The sequence below is a fragment of the Nostoc sp. LPT genome (assembly GCF_017115165.1).
Lineage (GTDB): Bacteria > Cyanobacteriota > Cyanobacteriia > Cyanobacteriales > Nostocaceae > Nostoc.
Map to the genome: position 1 here is coordinate 130,935 of NZ_JABXKF010000145.1, position 16,684 is coordinate 147,618.

Annotated in this window: 10 protein-coding genes; 8 read left to right on the forward strand and 2 right to left on the reverse strand. The window is 40.3% G+C overall.

Going from position 1 to position 16,684, the window contains the following annotated elements; all coding sequences use genetic code 11:
- The first annotated feature begins 20 nt into the window (after nt 1-20).
- The 4 genes from HWQ58_RS28055 (at nt 21) to crtO (ending at nt 5,996) form a co-directional block, all read left to right on the forward strand.
- Nucleotides 21-1,403 carry a cytochrome P450 gene (locus HWQ58_RS28055; protein ID WP_292870300.1) on the forward strand — a complete coding sequence of 461 codons (1,383 nt, stop codon included), beginning with the start codon at nt 21-23 and terminating at the stop codon, nt 1,401-1,403.
- Nucleotides 1,404-1,963: 560 nt separating this feature from the next.
- Nucleotides 1,964-3,340 (forward strand): cytochrome P450, encoded by a 1,377-nt coding sequence (locus tag HWQ58_RS28060; protein ID WP_292870303.1) that lies wholly within the window; start codon nt 1,964-1,966, stop codon nt 3,338-3,340.
- Nucleotides 3,341-3,456: 116 nt separating this feature from the next.
- The gene (locus HWQ58_RS28065; protein ID WP_366838762.1) at nt 3,457-4,197 is read left to right on the forward strand and encodes a DUF2993 domain-containing protein; all 741 of its coding nucleotides are present in this window, start codon (nt 3,457-3,459) and stop codon (nt 4,195-4,197) included.
- A 104-nt stretch (nt 4,198-4,301) separates the two neighbouring features.
- On the forward strand, nt 4,302-5,996 hold the full coding sequence (crtO, locus tag HWQ58_RS28070; protein WP_292870310.1) for a beta-carotene ketolase CrtO: 1,695 nt from the start codon (nt 4,302-4,304) through the stop codon (nt 5,994-5,996).
- 242 nt (nt 5,997-6,238) lie between these two features.
- Here the strand turns inward: crtO and HWQ58_RS28075 are convergent, their stop codons facing one another.
- Nucleotides 6,239-8,002: a trypsin-like serine protease gene (locus tag HWQ58_RS28075; RefSeq protein WP_292870313.1), complete on the reverse strand. Its 1,764-nt coding sequence runs from the start codon at nt 8,000-8,002 to the stop codon at nt 6,239-6,241.
- A 641-nt stretch (nt 8,003-8,643) separates the two neighbouring features.
- On the opposite strand from HWQ58_RS28075, the gene HWQ58_RS28080 reads away from it, so the two are divergent.
- The 4 genes from HWQ58_RS28080 to HWQ58_RS28095 all read left to right on the forward strand — a co-directional run bounded on the left by HWQ58_RS28080 (nt 8,644) and on the right by HWQ58_RS28095 (nt 13,215).
- The gene (locus tag HWQ58_RS28080; protein ID WP_292870316.1) at nt 8,644-9,387 is read left to right on the forward strand and encodes a tetratricopeptide repeat protein; all 744 of its coding nucleotides are present in this window, start codon (nt 8,644-8,646) and stop codon (nt 9,385-9,387) included.
- A 77-nt stretch (nt 9,388-9,464) separates the two neighbouring features.
- On the forward strand, nt 9,465-10,331 hold the full coding sequence (locus tag HWQ58_RS28085; RefSeq protein WP_292870319.1) for an NAD(P)-dependent oxidoreductase: 867 nt from the start codon (nt 9,465-9,467) through the stop codon (nt 10,329-10,331).
- Nucleotides 10,332-10,842: 511 nt separating this feature from the next.
- Complete coding sequence (locus HWQ58_RS28090) at nt 10,843-11,373, forward strand: PEP-CTERM sorting domain-containing protein (protein WP_292870322.1); 531 nt, start codon at nt 10,843-10,845, stop codon at nt 11,371-11,373.
- 252 nt (nt 11,374-11,625) lie between these two features.
- Entirely contained in the window at nt 11,626-13,215 is a 1,590-nt protein-coding gene (locus tag HWQ58_RS28095; protein WP_292870325.1) for an alkaline phosphatase, read from the forward strand.
- Nucleotides 13,216-13,323: 108 nt separating this feature from the next.
- On the opposite strand, the gene gcvP is transcribed toward HWQ58_RS28095, so the two are convergent.
- Nucleotides 13,324-16,284: an aminomethyl-transferring glycine dehydrogenase gene (gcvP, locus tag HWQ58_RS28100; protein WP_292870328.1), complete on the reverse strand. Its 2,961-nt coding sequence runs from the start codon at nt 16,282-16,284 to the stop codon at nt 13,324-13,326.
- Between the last annotated feature and the right edge of the window lie 400 nt (nt 16,285-16,684).

Here is a 16,684-nt window from a genome sequence, read left to right on the forward strand (position 1 = left end):
TATTAAGCAGCAAAAAATTTATGAAATTCCCAAATGGGCCGCAAACTCCAGCAGTTTCACAGATGCTACGCTGGATTGCTAATCCGATGTCATTTATGGAGGCTTGTGCCAAAACCTATGGCGAGATTTTTACTCTCAGATTAGACAAAAATCTGCCTCCTATGGTAGTTGTCAGCAACCCCCAAGCGCAACAGCAAATTTTGACAACTGATACCAAGGAATTGGAAGCGCCTGGCGATGTGAATCAGCTGTTTGAACCTTTACTGGGTAAGCATTCTGTGATTACGATCAGCGGCGCAGAACACCAGCGTCAGCGCCAGTTATTAATGCCTCCCTTTCACGGCGAAAGAATGCGGAATTATAGTCAGGTGATTACCGATGTCACCAAGCAAGTCATTAGCCAATACCAGATAGGCAAACCCTTCAATATTCGGTCTGCTACTCAAGCTATTACCTTGCGGGTGATTATGCAAGCTGTATTTGGGCTATATGAAGGGCCTCGCGCCGAAAAACTACAGAATTTTTTGAGCGAACTTTTAGAAAAAGCCAGTTCTCGGTTAAATGTGGCTTTGCTTTATTTTCCAGCTTTGCAAAGAGATTTTGGCCCGATTAACTTCTGGGGAAAACAGATGCGCCTCCAGCAAGAAGCTGACGAACTTATCTACGAGGAAATTCGGGAACGTCGAGAACAACCAGATTCATCACGCACGGATATTCTTAGTTTACTCATGGCTGCTAGAGATGAAGCCGGTCAACCGATGACTGATGAAGAGTTGCGCGATGAATTGATGACTCTGTTAGTCGCTGGTCACGAAACCACAGCAACAGCCTTAGCATGGGCATTATACTGGATTCACAAAATACCATCAGTGCGCCAAAAGCTACTACAAGAATTAGATAGCTTGGGCGATAACCCAGACCCCAGCACTGTTTTCAAATTACCTTATCTCAACGCTGTTTGTTCCGAGACATTGCGGATTTATCCAGTAGCGATACTAACTTTTCCCAGGGTAGTAAGAACATCGATATCGCTAGGCGGTTACGAACTAGAACCCGGTACAGTCCTACTTGGTTCTATTTATCTGACCCATCAACGGGAAGATATTTATCCAGAACCTAAGCAGTTTAAGCCAGAACGCTTTTTAGAACGGCAATTTTCTGCCTATGAATTTTTGCCCTTTGGGGGTGGTGTTAGGCGCTGTATTGGGCTAGCGTTTGCCCAGTTGGAAATGAAGCTAGCACTTGCTCAAATTCTTTCTAGTAAGGCATTAGAACTAGTTAATAAAGGTGAAGTGCGACCTAAGCGCCGTGGTTTGGTGACAGGCCTAGATCGTCCGATTGAGATGGTTGTCACGAGTCAACGTCACATGAAGTCTCCCATTCTACAAACAACCACTGTTTGATGCTGGGGGGTTTGATGGTTGCGTTCAACAAACTTACAACATTCATCTATATATTTAGATAGATTTTCAATGCTTTTAAATAATCCCTATAGTCCTCTTAAAAGAGGACTATGGGGATTTTAATATACTACAAGTGTAGACAAAATGGATTTCAAAGCTGATTAAATACACCAATACAATAAATTTTAATATCACCAAAAGACGTAATTTTAGAAAGTGTATTCCAATATACTTAAGTAAGTTTTTTCTATAAATACCTCTACAAATCAGAAAAAATATTATTAGGGAACTCCAAAAAATAAATTATCCAATTTGTCTACTCAACTAGACTTCTTTCTTCCTTGTCCCTCTGCGATTGAATATTTTTTTACTTGGAAGTCCTTTATCCTTGTAAACTTAATAGTAATGATTTACCAGAATAGTTAACTTAGTAGTACATTAAATTCCAAATATACCGCCAACCTATTAAAAAGGCTTGCGATAATTACCTCTTTAATAAGAAAGTTAAGGAGAATTGGATTATTTGCAACTTATTAAATTATAAAGGTATGAAATAAACAATGAAAACACTTAATAGTCTAAGCACACCAGCGTTGCTGCAAACTCTGCAATTAATTGCTAAACCCACAAAAACTTTAGAAAATTATGCTGCCAAGTATGGTGAAGTTTTCACAGTGCGGGTAATGGGTTTAAAGTCGCCACCAATAGTATTTTTTAGCCATCCCCAAGCAATTAGCGATTGTTTTGCCATCCCTGGACAAAAGTTAGATTTTAAAAAAGCAACCCATGTATTTAAACCTTTGTTTGGAGAGAATTCTATTGTATTTCAAGAAGCGCGATCGCACCAACAACAACGGCAGCTATTACTCCCAGCATTTCATGGCGATAATTTAAAGTCTTATGGACAAACAATTTGCCAAATTACTGAAGAGCTTACACAAACTTGGACATCAGGTACAGATATTTGTATACACAAATCAATGTCAAATATCACTTTAGAAATTATCTTACAAGTGGTATTTGGGATTACTCATGGTGTGCGTTACCAACAATTAAAATCACAATTGAGTTCTTTATTAGAAGACGTAACTAAACCTTGGTATTCCAGCTTGTTTTTCTTTCCTTTGCTGCAAAAAGATTTAGGTGCATGGAGTCCTTGGGGAATTTTCTTAAAAAGACGAGAGCAAATTGACAAACTCATCTATGCAGAAATTTCTGAAAGACGTTGCCAAAAAGATGCTGCGCGTACAGATATTCTCACTCTGCTGATGTCAGCGCATGACATAAATGGGCAACAGATGACAGATGAGGAATTACGCGATCAACTAGTTTCTTTATTGCTATTAGGTTACGAAACTACATCTGGTGTATTAGCCTGGATATTTTATTTAATTCACTCTCACCCAGAGGTTAAACATCGGCTAATGCAAGAACTAAATACCTTGGACAATCTCACAAATCCTGAAAAAATTACACAATTACCTTACCTCACCGCTGTCTGTCAAGAAACACTGCGAATTCATCCTATTGCTTTAATTTGCACACCGCGAATGGTAAAAGATAGAGTAGAAATTATGGGGCATAAATTTACATCAGAAACAGTTTTAGTTCCCTGTATTTATTTAGCACATCGCCGAACAGATACTTACCCAGAACCAGAAAAGTTTCGTCCAGGAAGATTCCTCAACCAAAAATTTTCACCTTACGAATATTTACCCTTTGGTGGAGGTTATCGTGGTTGTATTGGTGGAGCCTTTTCTATGTATGAATTAAAATTAGTAACAGCCATAATCTTATCGCATTTTCAACTAACCCTTAGAGATAAACGTCCAGTACATCCAGTCCGTCGTGGTATTACCATTGTCCCTAGCGGCGGTGTAAAAATGCTTGTTACCAAAAAGGCAAAAGTTAAAAGAGAAACAATATCCTTTACTTGATTACTCAATTCTCCGACTATATACCGGAATGTAGATTCGCTCTTTAGTATCTAGCCTTTACAGTAAGTAGTAAGAGGATATTTAGGAGATACTAATCCATGCAAGACGAACATAATTTGGAAGAAAAAGTTCTATCTCAGGGCGCTGAAATGATAGTATCCCAAGGGTTAGATGAAGTAGAAAAAATAGACATAAATGTACAAACTGATTTATTAAAAATACTTCAGGGACAGGCGGATGGAGTTTCCTTTGCAGGTGAAGGATTAGTTATACAAAAAGACATCCGCGTGCAAGAAATTAAACTACAAACAGATAGCATTGACATCAATCCGTTAACTGCTCTTTTTGGTAAAATAGAACTCAATGAGTCAGTAAATGCTATAGGTCACATTGTAGTTACTGAAGTAGATATTAACCGCGCCTTGACCTCAGACTTGATTCGCACCCAGATGCAAAAATTGGAGTTAAATGTAGATGGTGAAATTGTAAGTTTTGAGCCGCAAAAAATTCAGGTATTTTTACCTGATGAAGGCAAAATAGAATGTAGAGGAAGAGTGTTGTTAAAGGAAATGGGAAATACTCGTCCTTTTGCTTACACTGCGCTGATTCGCCCACGGACTCATTCACAACCTGCGATGGTGGAGAGTTTTAACTGCACTGAGGGAGAGGGTATTTCAATAGAATTAATTACAGCATTAATGCACAAAGCCAAAGAATTGATGAATATACCATCTTTTAAATGGGAGGATATAGAGTTTTCTATTAAAGATATAAAAGTAGGAATCGGTAGTTTGACACTTATGGTAGAAGCTAATGTAAAGCAAATACCCTCATCAATAACCGAACTATCTCTTTAGTAGTATTGACAGTAGTTAAAGATGATTTTTGTAACTCAAGAGTGATGTAAATTTTTGAAAAGTTTTATAGGCTTTTGAAAGCTATTTATTTCTAAATTCCAACTATGCAAGAGTATGATGTTGTCTTAATCGGTGCTGGACATAATGGGCTAGTTTGTGCAGCGTATTTGTTAAAAGCTGGTTATAGCGTTCTGTTACTAGAAAAGCGTTCTGTTATCGGTGGTGCAGCAACAACTGAAGAATGTTTACCCCAAGAAGCTCCTGGATTTAAATTCAATTTGTGTGCTATTGACCATGAATTTATTCACTTAGGGCCAGTTGTTGAAGAATTAGAATTAGAAAAATACGGCTTGCATTATCTGGAGTGCGATCCGGTTGTTTTCTGTCCTCATCCTGATGGGAAGTATTTCTTAGGACATAAGTCAGTGGAAAAAACTTGTGTAGAAATTGCTCGTTACAGTGAACGTGATGCCAAAAAATACGCAGAATTTGTAGATTTTTGGCAGCGAGCGCTAGGTGCAATGATTCCCATGTTTAATGCACCGCCGAAATCAGTTATAGATATCCTTGGTAACTACGACATCACTAAAATAAAAGATTTAGTTTCAGTTATTGGTTCCCCTAACAAAACGCTGGATTTCATTCGCACGATGTTAACCAGCGCTGAAGATTTACTTAACGAGTGGTTTGATGAAGAATTTCTAAAAGCACCACTAGCCAGACTATCAGCAGAACTTGGTGCGCCACCATCGCAAAAAACCCTTGCTATTGGTGCAATTATGATGGCAATGCGTCACAATCCTGGAATGGCCAGACCTCGCGGCGGAACTGGCGCACTTGTACAAGCTTTGGTGAATTTAGTCACAAGTAAAGGTGGCGTTATTCTCACAGATCAGCATGTTGAAAAAGTTTTAATTGATGATGGCAAAGCTGTGGGTGTGCGGGTTGCTGGTGGTAAAGAATATCGCGCAAAACACGGGGTTATTTCTAATATTGATGCCAAGCGGTTATTTTTGCAAATGACTGATAAAAGCGATGTTGATGGAGCCGACCCAAATTTATGGGAAAGATTAGAACGCCGCATCGTTAACAATAACGAAACCATTCTCAAGATAGATTTGGCTTTAGACGAATCACTGCACTTTCCACACCACGCCCATAAAGACGAATATCTCGTTGGATCTATCTTAATTGCAGATTCCGTAACTCATGTAGAACAGGCTCATAGTAAATGTACCTTGGGAGAGATTCCTGATGCTGACCCATCAATGTATTTGGTGATGCCTAGCTATTTAGACCCCACATTAGCACCACCAGGTAAGCACACTGTATGGATTGAGTTTTTTGCCCCTTACCAAATTGCTGGTGCAGAAGGCACTGGTTTAAAAGGTACTGGTTGGACAGATGAATTGAAAAACAAAGTTGCAGATAAGGTGATTGATAAATTAGCAGACTATGCACCTAATGTCAAAAATGCAACTATCGCCCGTCGGGTAGAAAGTCCAGCCGAACTAGGAGAAAGATTAGGTGCGTACAAAGGGAATTATTACCATGTTGACATGACCCTAGATCAGATGATATTTTTCCGTCCCTTGCCAGAAATAGCCAATTACAAAACACCAATAGATAATCTATTTTTGACTGGTGCAGGGACTCATCCAGGTGGTTCAATTTCGGGAATGCCAGGACGCAATTGTGCGCGGGCATTTTTGCAGGCGAAACATCCCATTAGCCAAACTTTGAAAGATGCACGGGATTCGATTAAGTCAACTGTCGAATCAGTGTTTGGCATTAGTTAAGCGTTCTACAGACAGAGTATATTATTACCAAGGCATACAGATGTTTTTGGCTTTTGCAAAAGTCAAAAGCATCTGTATGCCTAATTCAAGTGTACATTAAAGATTTATTGTCCAATTTAAAGAGTTAGTGTCATTGACTGAAATCCTTTCTCGAATAGGATTTGAGAGGTAGGCATTAATTATTTAAATTGGACATTAATTATTTAACCCACACTAAACTCCAGGTATAAGTTTTGGATTATTTAGGCAATCACGAAAATATCTGTATTAGTCATAGCTAGACCTATTGCTAGTTGAGCAACTTGGATTTGACCGGATGAGCCGATACCATCAGCATCAAAGAAGAAACCCCCTGTATTATTGTTGTAGATAAAGCGATCGCTGCTATCTTGTGCTGCTGAACCGATAAAAAATTGCGTGGCTTGAAGTATACCCTCACTAAGTCCACCTCCAAACCCTATTTTAGAAACATAAATTGTGTCATCTAAGGACGAAAAATCTGCAATGTTATCAATACCCTCAGAAGGGGTATTAATAATAAAAATATCAGATCCAGTTCCTCCGGTTAGGGTATCGTTACCTAAACCTCCAACTAAAGTATCGTTACTACTTCCTCCGATAAGGATGTCATTGTTATTTCCACCATTTAGCTCGTTATTACCACTATTACCAGTAATAACATTATTAAGAGAGCTACCAATCTCATTAATATTATCTGTACCTGTTAAAGTGAGATTTTCTTCATTGGCTGATAAAGGAGAGCTAACGGTTGATGAAACGTTCAGAGGTGCTGAACTAGGCGTACTATCGGTAACAGTGAGTAAAGTTCTAAATACCTTTTGGTTGCTGGTTAGACTCTCATCAAACTCTTGGATTGAATTAGTTGGATCTAGAAATGAAATAACGTAGTAATTTCCAATTGGGATATTAGGAAATGCACCACTCCAAGCCGCTGTTCCCGAATTGAATGGATTAATCGAAGAAATAGTTGTATTAGCAATTAAGTAATGAGAACCAATACTATTAGTGATATTGGCATCAGTAGAAGCGTAAAAAGAAACCGAGAAAGTGCCTGTTGCGGCTGTACCATTGTTGCGAGGATAGACTGTGATGCTGAAATTTTCCCCATATTTGATATTGTTATTACTAAAACTTCCAAGAGTTGTGTTAAACCAGACGTCAGAATCTACTAAATCAGCTTTGTCAGTGGGTTTGCGGGCGGTAGTATCTTCGTCGATCCAGTTTTGAATCTCGTTATATCGAGTGCTTGTAATTCGAGCGAACTCGTTATAAAGCGGAGTGTTGTTGCTGGTTGTCTCATTTGAAGCTACTCCATAAATAGTCAGTTTATTTGTATTGGAATTATCAAGCCAGAGAGGGCCTCCACTATTTCCAGGTAGAATATCTAGCTCATTACTACGTAAAATCGAGTCAGTTGTACTTGTGATTTTTCCACTCTGAGTCCACATATCATAGTTGTCCGATTTTCCATCGCTGTTGGAATCAAACTTATCAGAAGGGTATCCAGTAACATTCATTAAAGTTCCACTGCTGAGATTATCGTCATATCCATAGTTAAACCAGCCAGTGAAGTTTCCAATATTGCGGTCAAGAGTAACCAATCCTATATCGTATTGAAAAGTTTCGCTTTTAGTCTGATCTCCTTGAGTCCATCCTTCAAAAGAACGTGTATGAACAGATTTGGCTTCACTATAGTATTCATAGTCAGCCCGGTTTGTACCAGCAATGATATTTCCTTTAGAACCAAGCATCACCTCAATTTTATCTGCCCAACCCCCGTATCTCGTGTCATACACACAGTGTCCTGCTGTTAAAAAATGGTAGGGGTCAATCATAGCACCAGAACCGTTGACGATAATATCATCAGCAGTATCAATAACCCCATCTGGCCCTTTCCAATGTATTCTCATCTTTCCTATAGCACTAAACGGGAAAGTTGTCGTGTTGCTAACTTTTGTCCGACCATCAGGAGAGAAAACAGACATACTTTTAGATCCTTAATAGAAAATAATGAATACAAAACATACAAAATTAATGCCAAAAGTTATCTCATGGCATTAGCAATTCGCTAGCAATTTTTATGAACAATGTTTCCTATTACTAAAAGCTTAACTAATATTAAAACTATGGATTGCCATATATTTAATATAAATTATTTCTACGATTTAGTAATAATATAGAATGAATTTTAATTTTATTTTTAAGCAAAAAATAAAACTAATTAATAAAGATAAAAGTTAGAAAAACTAGCGATTCTGAGATTACTTCTGTCCTCAACTCTGTGATCCTGGCTGATTTATACCGTCGGTATTAGCGGATTAAAGAAGCTTTTCATCAGGGTGAATTACTATACAAGTGCAATGTTTACGATGGGTAACAGCTACGCAATATATATAGCAACACAAATAATTATTTTTTAAGTAAAGTAGGTTCTAAGCGATTGCTTTATGTGTATTTAATATGATATATTATACACGCTTGATTTTAATAAAGTTTTATGCATCGTCAACAAGACTCTTTCTGAAAAAAAATATAAATAAATTAATGGGTAAAAACTAGTGTATTTTAATAATACTCAAAAAACTAACAAATTTTAATACCATCTAATAATTTTTGTAGGTACAGCATGGTTTTTCGGCACTGCTTCCTTGCATCTGGCTTAATAGCTTTCTTGGCATTTGGCTGTAGTGGTGGGTCAAACTCATCGGCAGAAAATACTACACAGGTTGTCCAAGAAAGCAATGTAACCCAACTTTTCATAGAAGCGAAGGCTACGCAAAAAGCAGAAGATTTGTTTCATCAAGGTAATAATTTATTAGATACACAAAATTATGAAGACGCCATAAAAGCTTATGATAAAGCGATCGCCATCAAAGTTGAGAGTCCTGAAGCTTGGATTAACCGTGGCATCGCCTTAACATCGTTGCAACGCTACAAAGACGCTCTTGCATCTTATGATAGAGCGATCGCCATCAAACCCGACAAATATGAAGCTTGGTATAATCGGGGCATCGCCCTAACATCGTTGCAACGCTACCAAGATGCTCTTGTATCTTATAATAGAGCGATCGCCATCAATCCTGACAAATATGAAGCCTTAATTAACCGAGGCATTGCTCTGACAAAGCTGCACCGCTACCAAGATGGTATTGTATCTTATGATAAAGCGATCGCCATCAAGCAAGATTTGCACCAAGTATATTACAACAAAGCTTGCTCCTATGCTTTACAGAGCAATGTAGAATTAGCAATTGAGAACTTAGATAAAGCAATCAAGCTTGTTCCTGATAAATACAAGAAATTAGCAAAAACTGACCCAGACTTTAGCAAAGTACGTAGTAAAAAGCAGTTTCAGAAATTACTGCAATAGTATTTTATACCACTACTCAGTGTAAAATATAAGCCTGCTGTAGCAAGGATTTTTTCTTGAGCGCTTTCCGATTAAACATGAAAAAATTGTTAATCACCGGAGCAAGTGGTTTTTTAGGATGGCATCTTTGCCAGCTTGCCAAACAAGAATGGGAGATTTATGGTACTTATTTATCCCATTCTTTAGAGATTCCTGGTATGAAAATATTAAAAGCGAACTTAACAAATTTTCAGGAAATGAAACGCATCTTTAATGATGTCAAACCAGAAGCAGTTATTCATACTGCTGCACATTCGCAACCAAATTTTTGTCAAACCCACCCTGAAGAATCGCACGCAATTAATGTCATAGCATCCTGTAATATTGCCGGACTTTGCGCGGATAGTTCTATTCCTTGTGCTTTTACCTCAACCGACTTAGTTTTTGATGGCTTAAATGCTCCATATCGAGAAACAGATGCCGTGTGTCCTGTCAATCTTTACGGTGAGCAAAAAGCGATCGCAGAAGCAGATATGCTAGAAAGATATCCTATGACCGCAGTATGTCGAATGCCGTTGATGTTTGGTGCAGCAACACCCACGGCGAAAAGCTTTATTCAGCCATTTATTCAAACTTTACAAGCCGAAAAAGAACTAAGTTTATTTATAGATGAATTTCGCACACCAGTAAGTGGAACATCTGCCGCCAAAGGACTTTTATTAGCATTAGAAAAAGTAAATGGCATTATTCACTTAGGTGGCAAAGAGCGGATTTCTCGTTATGATTTTGGACAGATATTAGTAGAAGTATTTCAACTTCCCGCCACCAAGCTCAAATCCTGCCGACAACAAGATGTGAAAATGGCAGCACCTAGACCAACAGATGTTTCTTTGGATAGTTCCAAAGCTTTTGCCTTGGGGTATCAGCCTTTATCTGTAAGGGAAGAATTAGAGACAATACAATAGGCCTCTTGTAAAAGTCCCCTAACACCCCACCCCCAGCCCCTCCCCGCTCTTCGGGAGGGGCTGGGGGTGGGGTTCTTTTTTTGATTTATGCAAGAAGTCTAATTCAGTTAAGGCTAAGTGTTAAAACTAAAAACGGAAATAAGCTATTTTGGGATGCGATTACCTCCGCTACGCTATCGCAACAAAAAAACCTATTTTATTGAGAATTTACTGATGTAATTGATAATTTAACCCCAATCTCACAAAATCGCGTTGCTCCCTTCTTTGACATTAAATTAAATTTTATTTTTACCTTTGATTAAAGTCTGCTTAAACTCACAATTCTAAAATAGGGTGTTTCAAAATAATTGGAGATTTGTTTCTTTGTCAAGAGATAGAAACAAATCATTGATGTCATCACTGTTCTAACCAGTTATGAATATCCATTAGGAAAACAAGTAAGTTAGAAACAAGTTATTTTTATAGCTTGTAGTTGCATTGCTTAGAGAAGTTTATGGTGAGGAAAACTGAGATGAAATTGGTTCCAAAACTATTGGTTGCTGCTACTACTCTTACTTTAGGTTTTGCTACCGTAGATGCAAAATCTGCATCTGCTGCAATTCTTAATTACGCTTTCACAGTTGATAGCCCAGTAACTAAGGGAAATGGCTTTTTTAGCTTTGATGACTCAACCTTCAGCAATGACTATAATCCCGAAGCTGCCATTAAGTCACTCTCTTTTAAATTTGATGGTGACTCTACTGTTTACACACAACAAGATGATGCCAACTACCCAGATTTCCCTCTTATCTTTCCAAGCACATCCTTAACAGGAAAAACATATTTTGCGTTAGATTATCAGTTCAATGATAAAGCTAATCCTTCCCGTTCTATCAGTTATGAAATTATTGGTGAGGATTTTACAATTTTCTCTAAAACTTCTCCAGATGCTGAACTTATATCAGGTACAGTTTCTTATAGACAAGTACCTGAACCTACACTTTTAGTTGGTGCTATTTTTACTTGTAGCCTTGGCTGGATGATGAAGAGAAAGGTAGCATAAACTTAAACCTTGGTTAAGGTCTAACCAAGGTTTAAGTTGATATTAACGCTTCCTTTGCCAAGGATTAATCTCTTATTAGTAAGCTTTTCTGTAGGAAAACAATATCTAACACATTGATAGCAGAAGAAAAAATTGGAAATTAAAATCTGATTTTGCTAAGGGAATTATTTACGAAGTTTTCCTAAAATTACCCTGCCTTCTTTGTGTTAGCTGTTGCTGTACTTTAACTTACCTGTTAGTCAGGAGTAGAGAATGGTAGATTACCGGAATTTTGAGCAGTTCCTGCACAGTCGGATGAAACGACGCAACTTAATTATGGGGGCAGGAGCATTGTCTGGTTTGGCGATCGCTAACCAATTTTCTCCTCAAAGAGCAATTGCCACAAGCAGATTTTCCAATTATCCTTTTACTTTGGGTGTAGCGTCTGGTGAACCCTATCCTACCAGCGTAGTGATCTGGACTCGTCTCGCTCCTGAACCCTTAAACGGAGGTGGAATGCCACCTGTGAATGTACCAATTCGCTGGGAAGTAGCAACTGATCCAGACATGAGGCGTATTGTTTCCAGAGGTACGGTACTGGCAACTCCAGAACTAGCTCATTCAGTTCGAGTTGTGGTAGAAGGACTGCAATCTGATACTTGGTACTGGTATCGCTTTCTTGTCGGTCAAGACGCTAGCCCCATTGGTCGCACTCGTACAGCGCCTTTAGCAAATAGCTACTTAAATAAATTTAACTTTGCCCTTGTCTCCTGTCAGCACTATGAGCAGGGGTACTATACTGCCTACAAATATTTGGCCAAGGACGACCTTAGTCTGGTAGTGCATGTTGGTGACTACATTTACGAGGGAGGAATCTCAAACAATCGCCCTAGACAGCACAACAGTGCAGAAATTGTGACTTTAGAAGATTACCGCAACCGTCACGCCCTCTATAAAACCGATACCAATCTGCAAGCAGCTCATGCAGCGTTTCCCTGGATTGTTACTTGGGATGACCATGAGGTAGAAAACAACTACGCCAACAACATCTCAGAAGTTGATACTGAACCTGATCAGGATCGGGCAATTTTCCTCCAACGGCGGACTGTTGCTTATCAGGCTTACTACGAACACATGCCACTGCGCCCCTTCTCGCGTCCCGTTGGCCCCGATATGCAACTTTACCGTCGGCTCTCTTTTGGTAACTTAGCCACCTTCCATGTACTAGATACCCGCCAATATCGCACCGATCAGCCCTGTGGTGATGGCACTAAAGAACGTTGCCCAGAAAACTTAGATCCGAATGCAACGATTACCGGTCAAGCGCAGGAGAATTGGTTATTTGATGGTTTAAATAGTTCACAGTCCAAGTGGAATGTTTTGGCGCAGCAGGTTCCGATTGCTCAAAGAGACATGAAACCAGGAGAAGGCGGAACTTACAGCATGGATAAATGGGATGGTTATGTGGCTTCGCGCGATCGCCTCATGGCTTTCCTCGGACAGCGCCAGCCCTCTAATCCAGTATCCTTGGCAGGCGATGTGCATTCCCACTGGGCGATGAACCTGAAGGCTAACTTTGATAACCCAGAATCCGCCACAGTTGGGAGTGAATTCGTCTGTTCCTCAATTACCTCTGGTGGCGATGGATCAGACACTAGCCCCGCAGTTACAGCTTACTTACCCGATAACCCACACATTAAGTTCTTCAATAATCAACGGGGGTATGTTCGCTGTGCCCTAACTCCCACAACCTGGAAGTCAGATTATCTAGTTTTATCAAACGTCACAACCCCATTTGGCACGATTAGTAAGCGGGCTTCATTTGTGGTTGAAGATGGTCGTCCAGAAATACAACAAGCCTAATCGTTTAATTCCCTGGTATCACAACCAGACAATCATATTTGGAATTAGAGGAGTTAGGAATTAAAACTCCTAACTCCTAACTCCTAACTTCTAACTCTTCACTTCAGTTTAATAAGCATCCATTGGCAGACAAGAACAAACAAAATTCCTATCCCCAAAAGCTGAGTCAATGCGACCAACAGTAGGCCAGAATTTATACTCACGAGTCCAAGGTACAGGGTAGGCAGCTTGTTCGCGAGAATAGGGATGCTGCCATTCTCCGGCGATCAGACTTTCGGCGGTGTGGGGTGCGTTCTTCAAAACATTATCTTGGGCATCCACCTTGCCTAATTCTATTTCGGCAATTTCTTGGCGAATAGAAATCAACGCATCACAGAAACGATCCAACTCTTGTTTAGATTCACTTTCTGTAGGTTCCACCATGATTGTACCCCCAACAGGCCAGGAGACAGTCGGCGCATGGAAGCCATAATCGATCAGACGCTTGGCAACATCATCGATTTCGATCGCAGCCAATTTTTTGAGCGATCGCAAATCTAAAATACACTCATGGGCAACTAGACCATTTTTCCCCTGATATAAAACTGGATAGTACGATTCTAGTTTCTTGGCAATATAGTTAGCGTTGAGAATTGCCACCTTCGTTGCATGGGTTAAACCCCCTGCACCCATCATGGCAATGTACATCCAAGAAATCACCAAGATACTCGCACTACCCCAAGGTGCAGCTGCCACAGCACCAATATGCTGGGTACTGGATATTGGGTATTGGGTATTGGGAATTTCCTCTTTCCTATTCCCCAGTCCCCAGTCCCCAGTCCCTACCACAGGATGTCCGGGCAGAAAAGGCACAAGATGGGATGCAACACCAATGGGGCCCATACCAGGGCCACCGCCACCATGAGGAATACAGAAGGTTTTGTGCAAATTTAAATGGCAGACATCCGCGCCAATATCTCCAGGACGGCAAATTCCTACTTGGGCGTTCATATTTGCCCCATCCATGTAAACTTGTCCACCATGACTATGGACAACAGCGCAGATTTCCTGAATTGGCTCCTCAAAGACACCGTGAGTTGAGGGATATGTCACCATTAAGGCAGCTAATTTATTGCTGTGTTTTTCTGCCTTAGCCTTCAAGTCATCAACGTCAATATTACCTTGTGAGTCACAGGCAACAGCTACCACCTTCATCCCACACATCACCGCACTTGCTGGGTTTGTCCCGTGTGCGGAAGTGGGAATCAAACAGACGTTACGGTGTGCTTCACCCCGATTTTCGTGATATTGACGAATTACTAAAAGTCCAGCATATTCACCCTGAGAACCAGCATTTGGTTGTAGAGAAATTCCCGCAAAACCAGTAATTTCAGCTAACCATGCCTCAAGTTGCTTAAACAGGATTTGATAACCTTGTGTTTGCGACGCAGGGGCAAATGGATGAATTTTGCCAAATTCCTCCCAACTTACCGGAATCATCTCAGCAGTAGCATTCAACTTCATTGTGCAAGAACCCAAAGGAATCATCGATGTCGTTAGCGACAAGTCCTTGCTTTCTAGCCTGTGCAGATAGCGCAACAACTCAGTTTCTGAGTGATAGCGGTTAAAAACTGGGTGGGTGAGATATGTACTTGTACGCGAGAGAGGAAGATAAGAGGATGAGTCAGAAGTTAATTCTTCTAAAGTGAAGGGTAAATCATCTGTACCAGCAAAAATCTGCCAGAGGTCGATTAAATCTTCTGGCGTAGTTGTTTCATCCAGCGAAATACCAACAGTAGTTGCATCAAAAACCCGTAGGTTAATTTGAAGTTGTTCGCTAACTGCCAGAATATCTTTTAAATTGCGTCTTCCCAGTTCTACTCGCAGCGTATCAAAGAAATCTTTGGAACTGATGCTGTAACCCAAACGCTTCAGTCCTTCTGCCAATAACACCGTCAAAGAATGGATATTTTCGGCAATTTGCTTCAGTCCAGTAGGTCCATGATATACGGCGTACATACTCGCCATCACCGCCAACAATACCTGTGCAGTACAGATATTACTAGTAGCTTTTTCGCGGCGGATATGCTGTTCGCGGGTTTGCAATGCGAGACGTAATGCAGGCTTACCTTGGGCATCTTTTGATACACCCACAATTCGCCCTGGAACCAGCCGTTTATACTCTTCCTTCGTAGCAAAGTATGCCGCATGAGGCCCCCCAAACCCCAAAGGAATACCGAATCGCTGAGTGCTTCCGACAGCAATATCAGCGCCAAATTCCCCAGGCGGGGTCAGCAAAGTTAAACTTAAAGGATCTGCTGCTACCGTCACCAATGCACCCTTAGCATGGGCTTTTTCTATAAAAGCGCGGTAGTCGTAAATAGTGCCATCACTTGCAGGGTATTGCAGAACAGCCCCAAAAATTGGTCGATCAAAATCAAATGTTTGATGATCGCCGACAATAATCTTAATCCCTAATGGTTGAGCGCGTGTTTGCAACACGTCAATGGTTTGGGGATGGCACTCACTAGAGACAAAATAGGCATTTGCCTGATTTTTACAAACACCATAGCTTAGGCTCATCGCTTCAGCGGCGGCTGTAGCTTCATCAAGTAACGAAGCATTGGCAATTTCTAAACCTGTGAGGTCAATAATCAGGGTTTGGAAATTCAGCAGCGCTTCTAGTCGCCCTTGGGCAATTTCTGGCTGATAAGGAGTGTAGGCAGTATACCAACCGGGGTTTTCTAGGATGTTACGCCCAATCACAGGTGGGGTAATACTGTCGTAATAGCCCATACCGATGAATGAACGGAAAACCTGATTTTTGGCAGCAACTTTTTTTAACGATGCCAGTGCTGCATACTCACTTTCGGCTTTTGGTAACTTTAGCGGTTGCTTCAGCCGAATTGCCTGTGGAACTGTTTGGTCAATTAGGGCATCCAGGCTGGGAAACCCCAAAACCTTAAGCATAAGCTGGATGTCATCGGAGTTAGGGCCAATGTGTCTTGGCACAAAACTACTTAACTTTTGACTTTTTTTGTCCAGCACTTGCTGCTCATTAGACTTGAGAATAGGGGCGTTTAATACCACAAATTACTCTCCAGATGGTACTATTTCATATTTTGCAATAAATACTGATGAGAAGTAAGTGTAACTTTTCAATTTATCTAAATTTCATGACTTATAGCGGTTCTCGTTTACGTGAGGTACACCCGTAGGGGCACGGCACTGCCCATACGTGTCAACTTAAGCTAAAACTCCTTTAAAACCACCTCGTTCCCAGTCACAGACTAGAAACGAGACAATCTGCTAAAAACTTGTTCTTGACTGGTTCTCACCCTAAATTGACACCAATGGGCACTGCCCATTGGTGTCAACTTAATTTGAGCAGATCATGGCTGTACTAGTGTGGCACGATTAGCTCCGAAAGTATTAAATTTGAACGAGAGCGATCGCTTTAAGTGGTCATATAAGGGTAAAGTATTGGCTA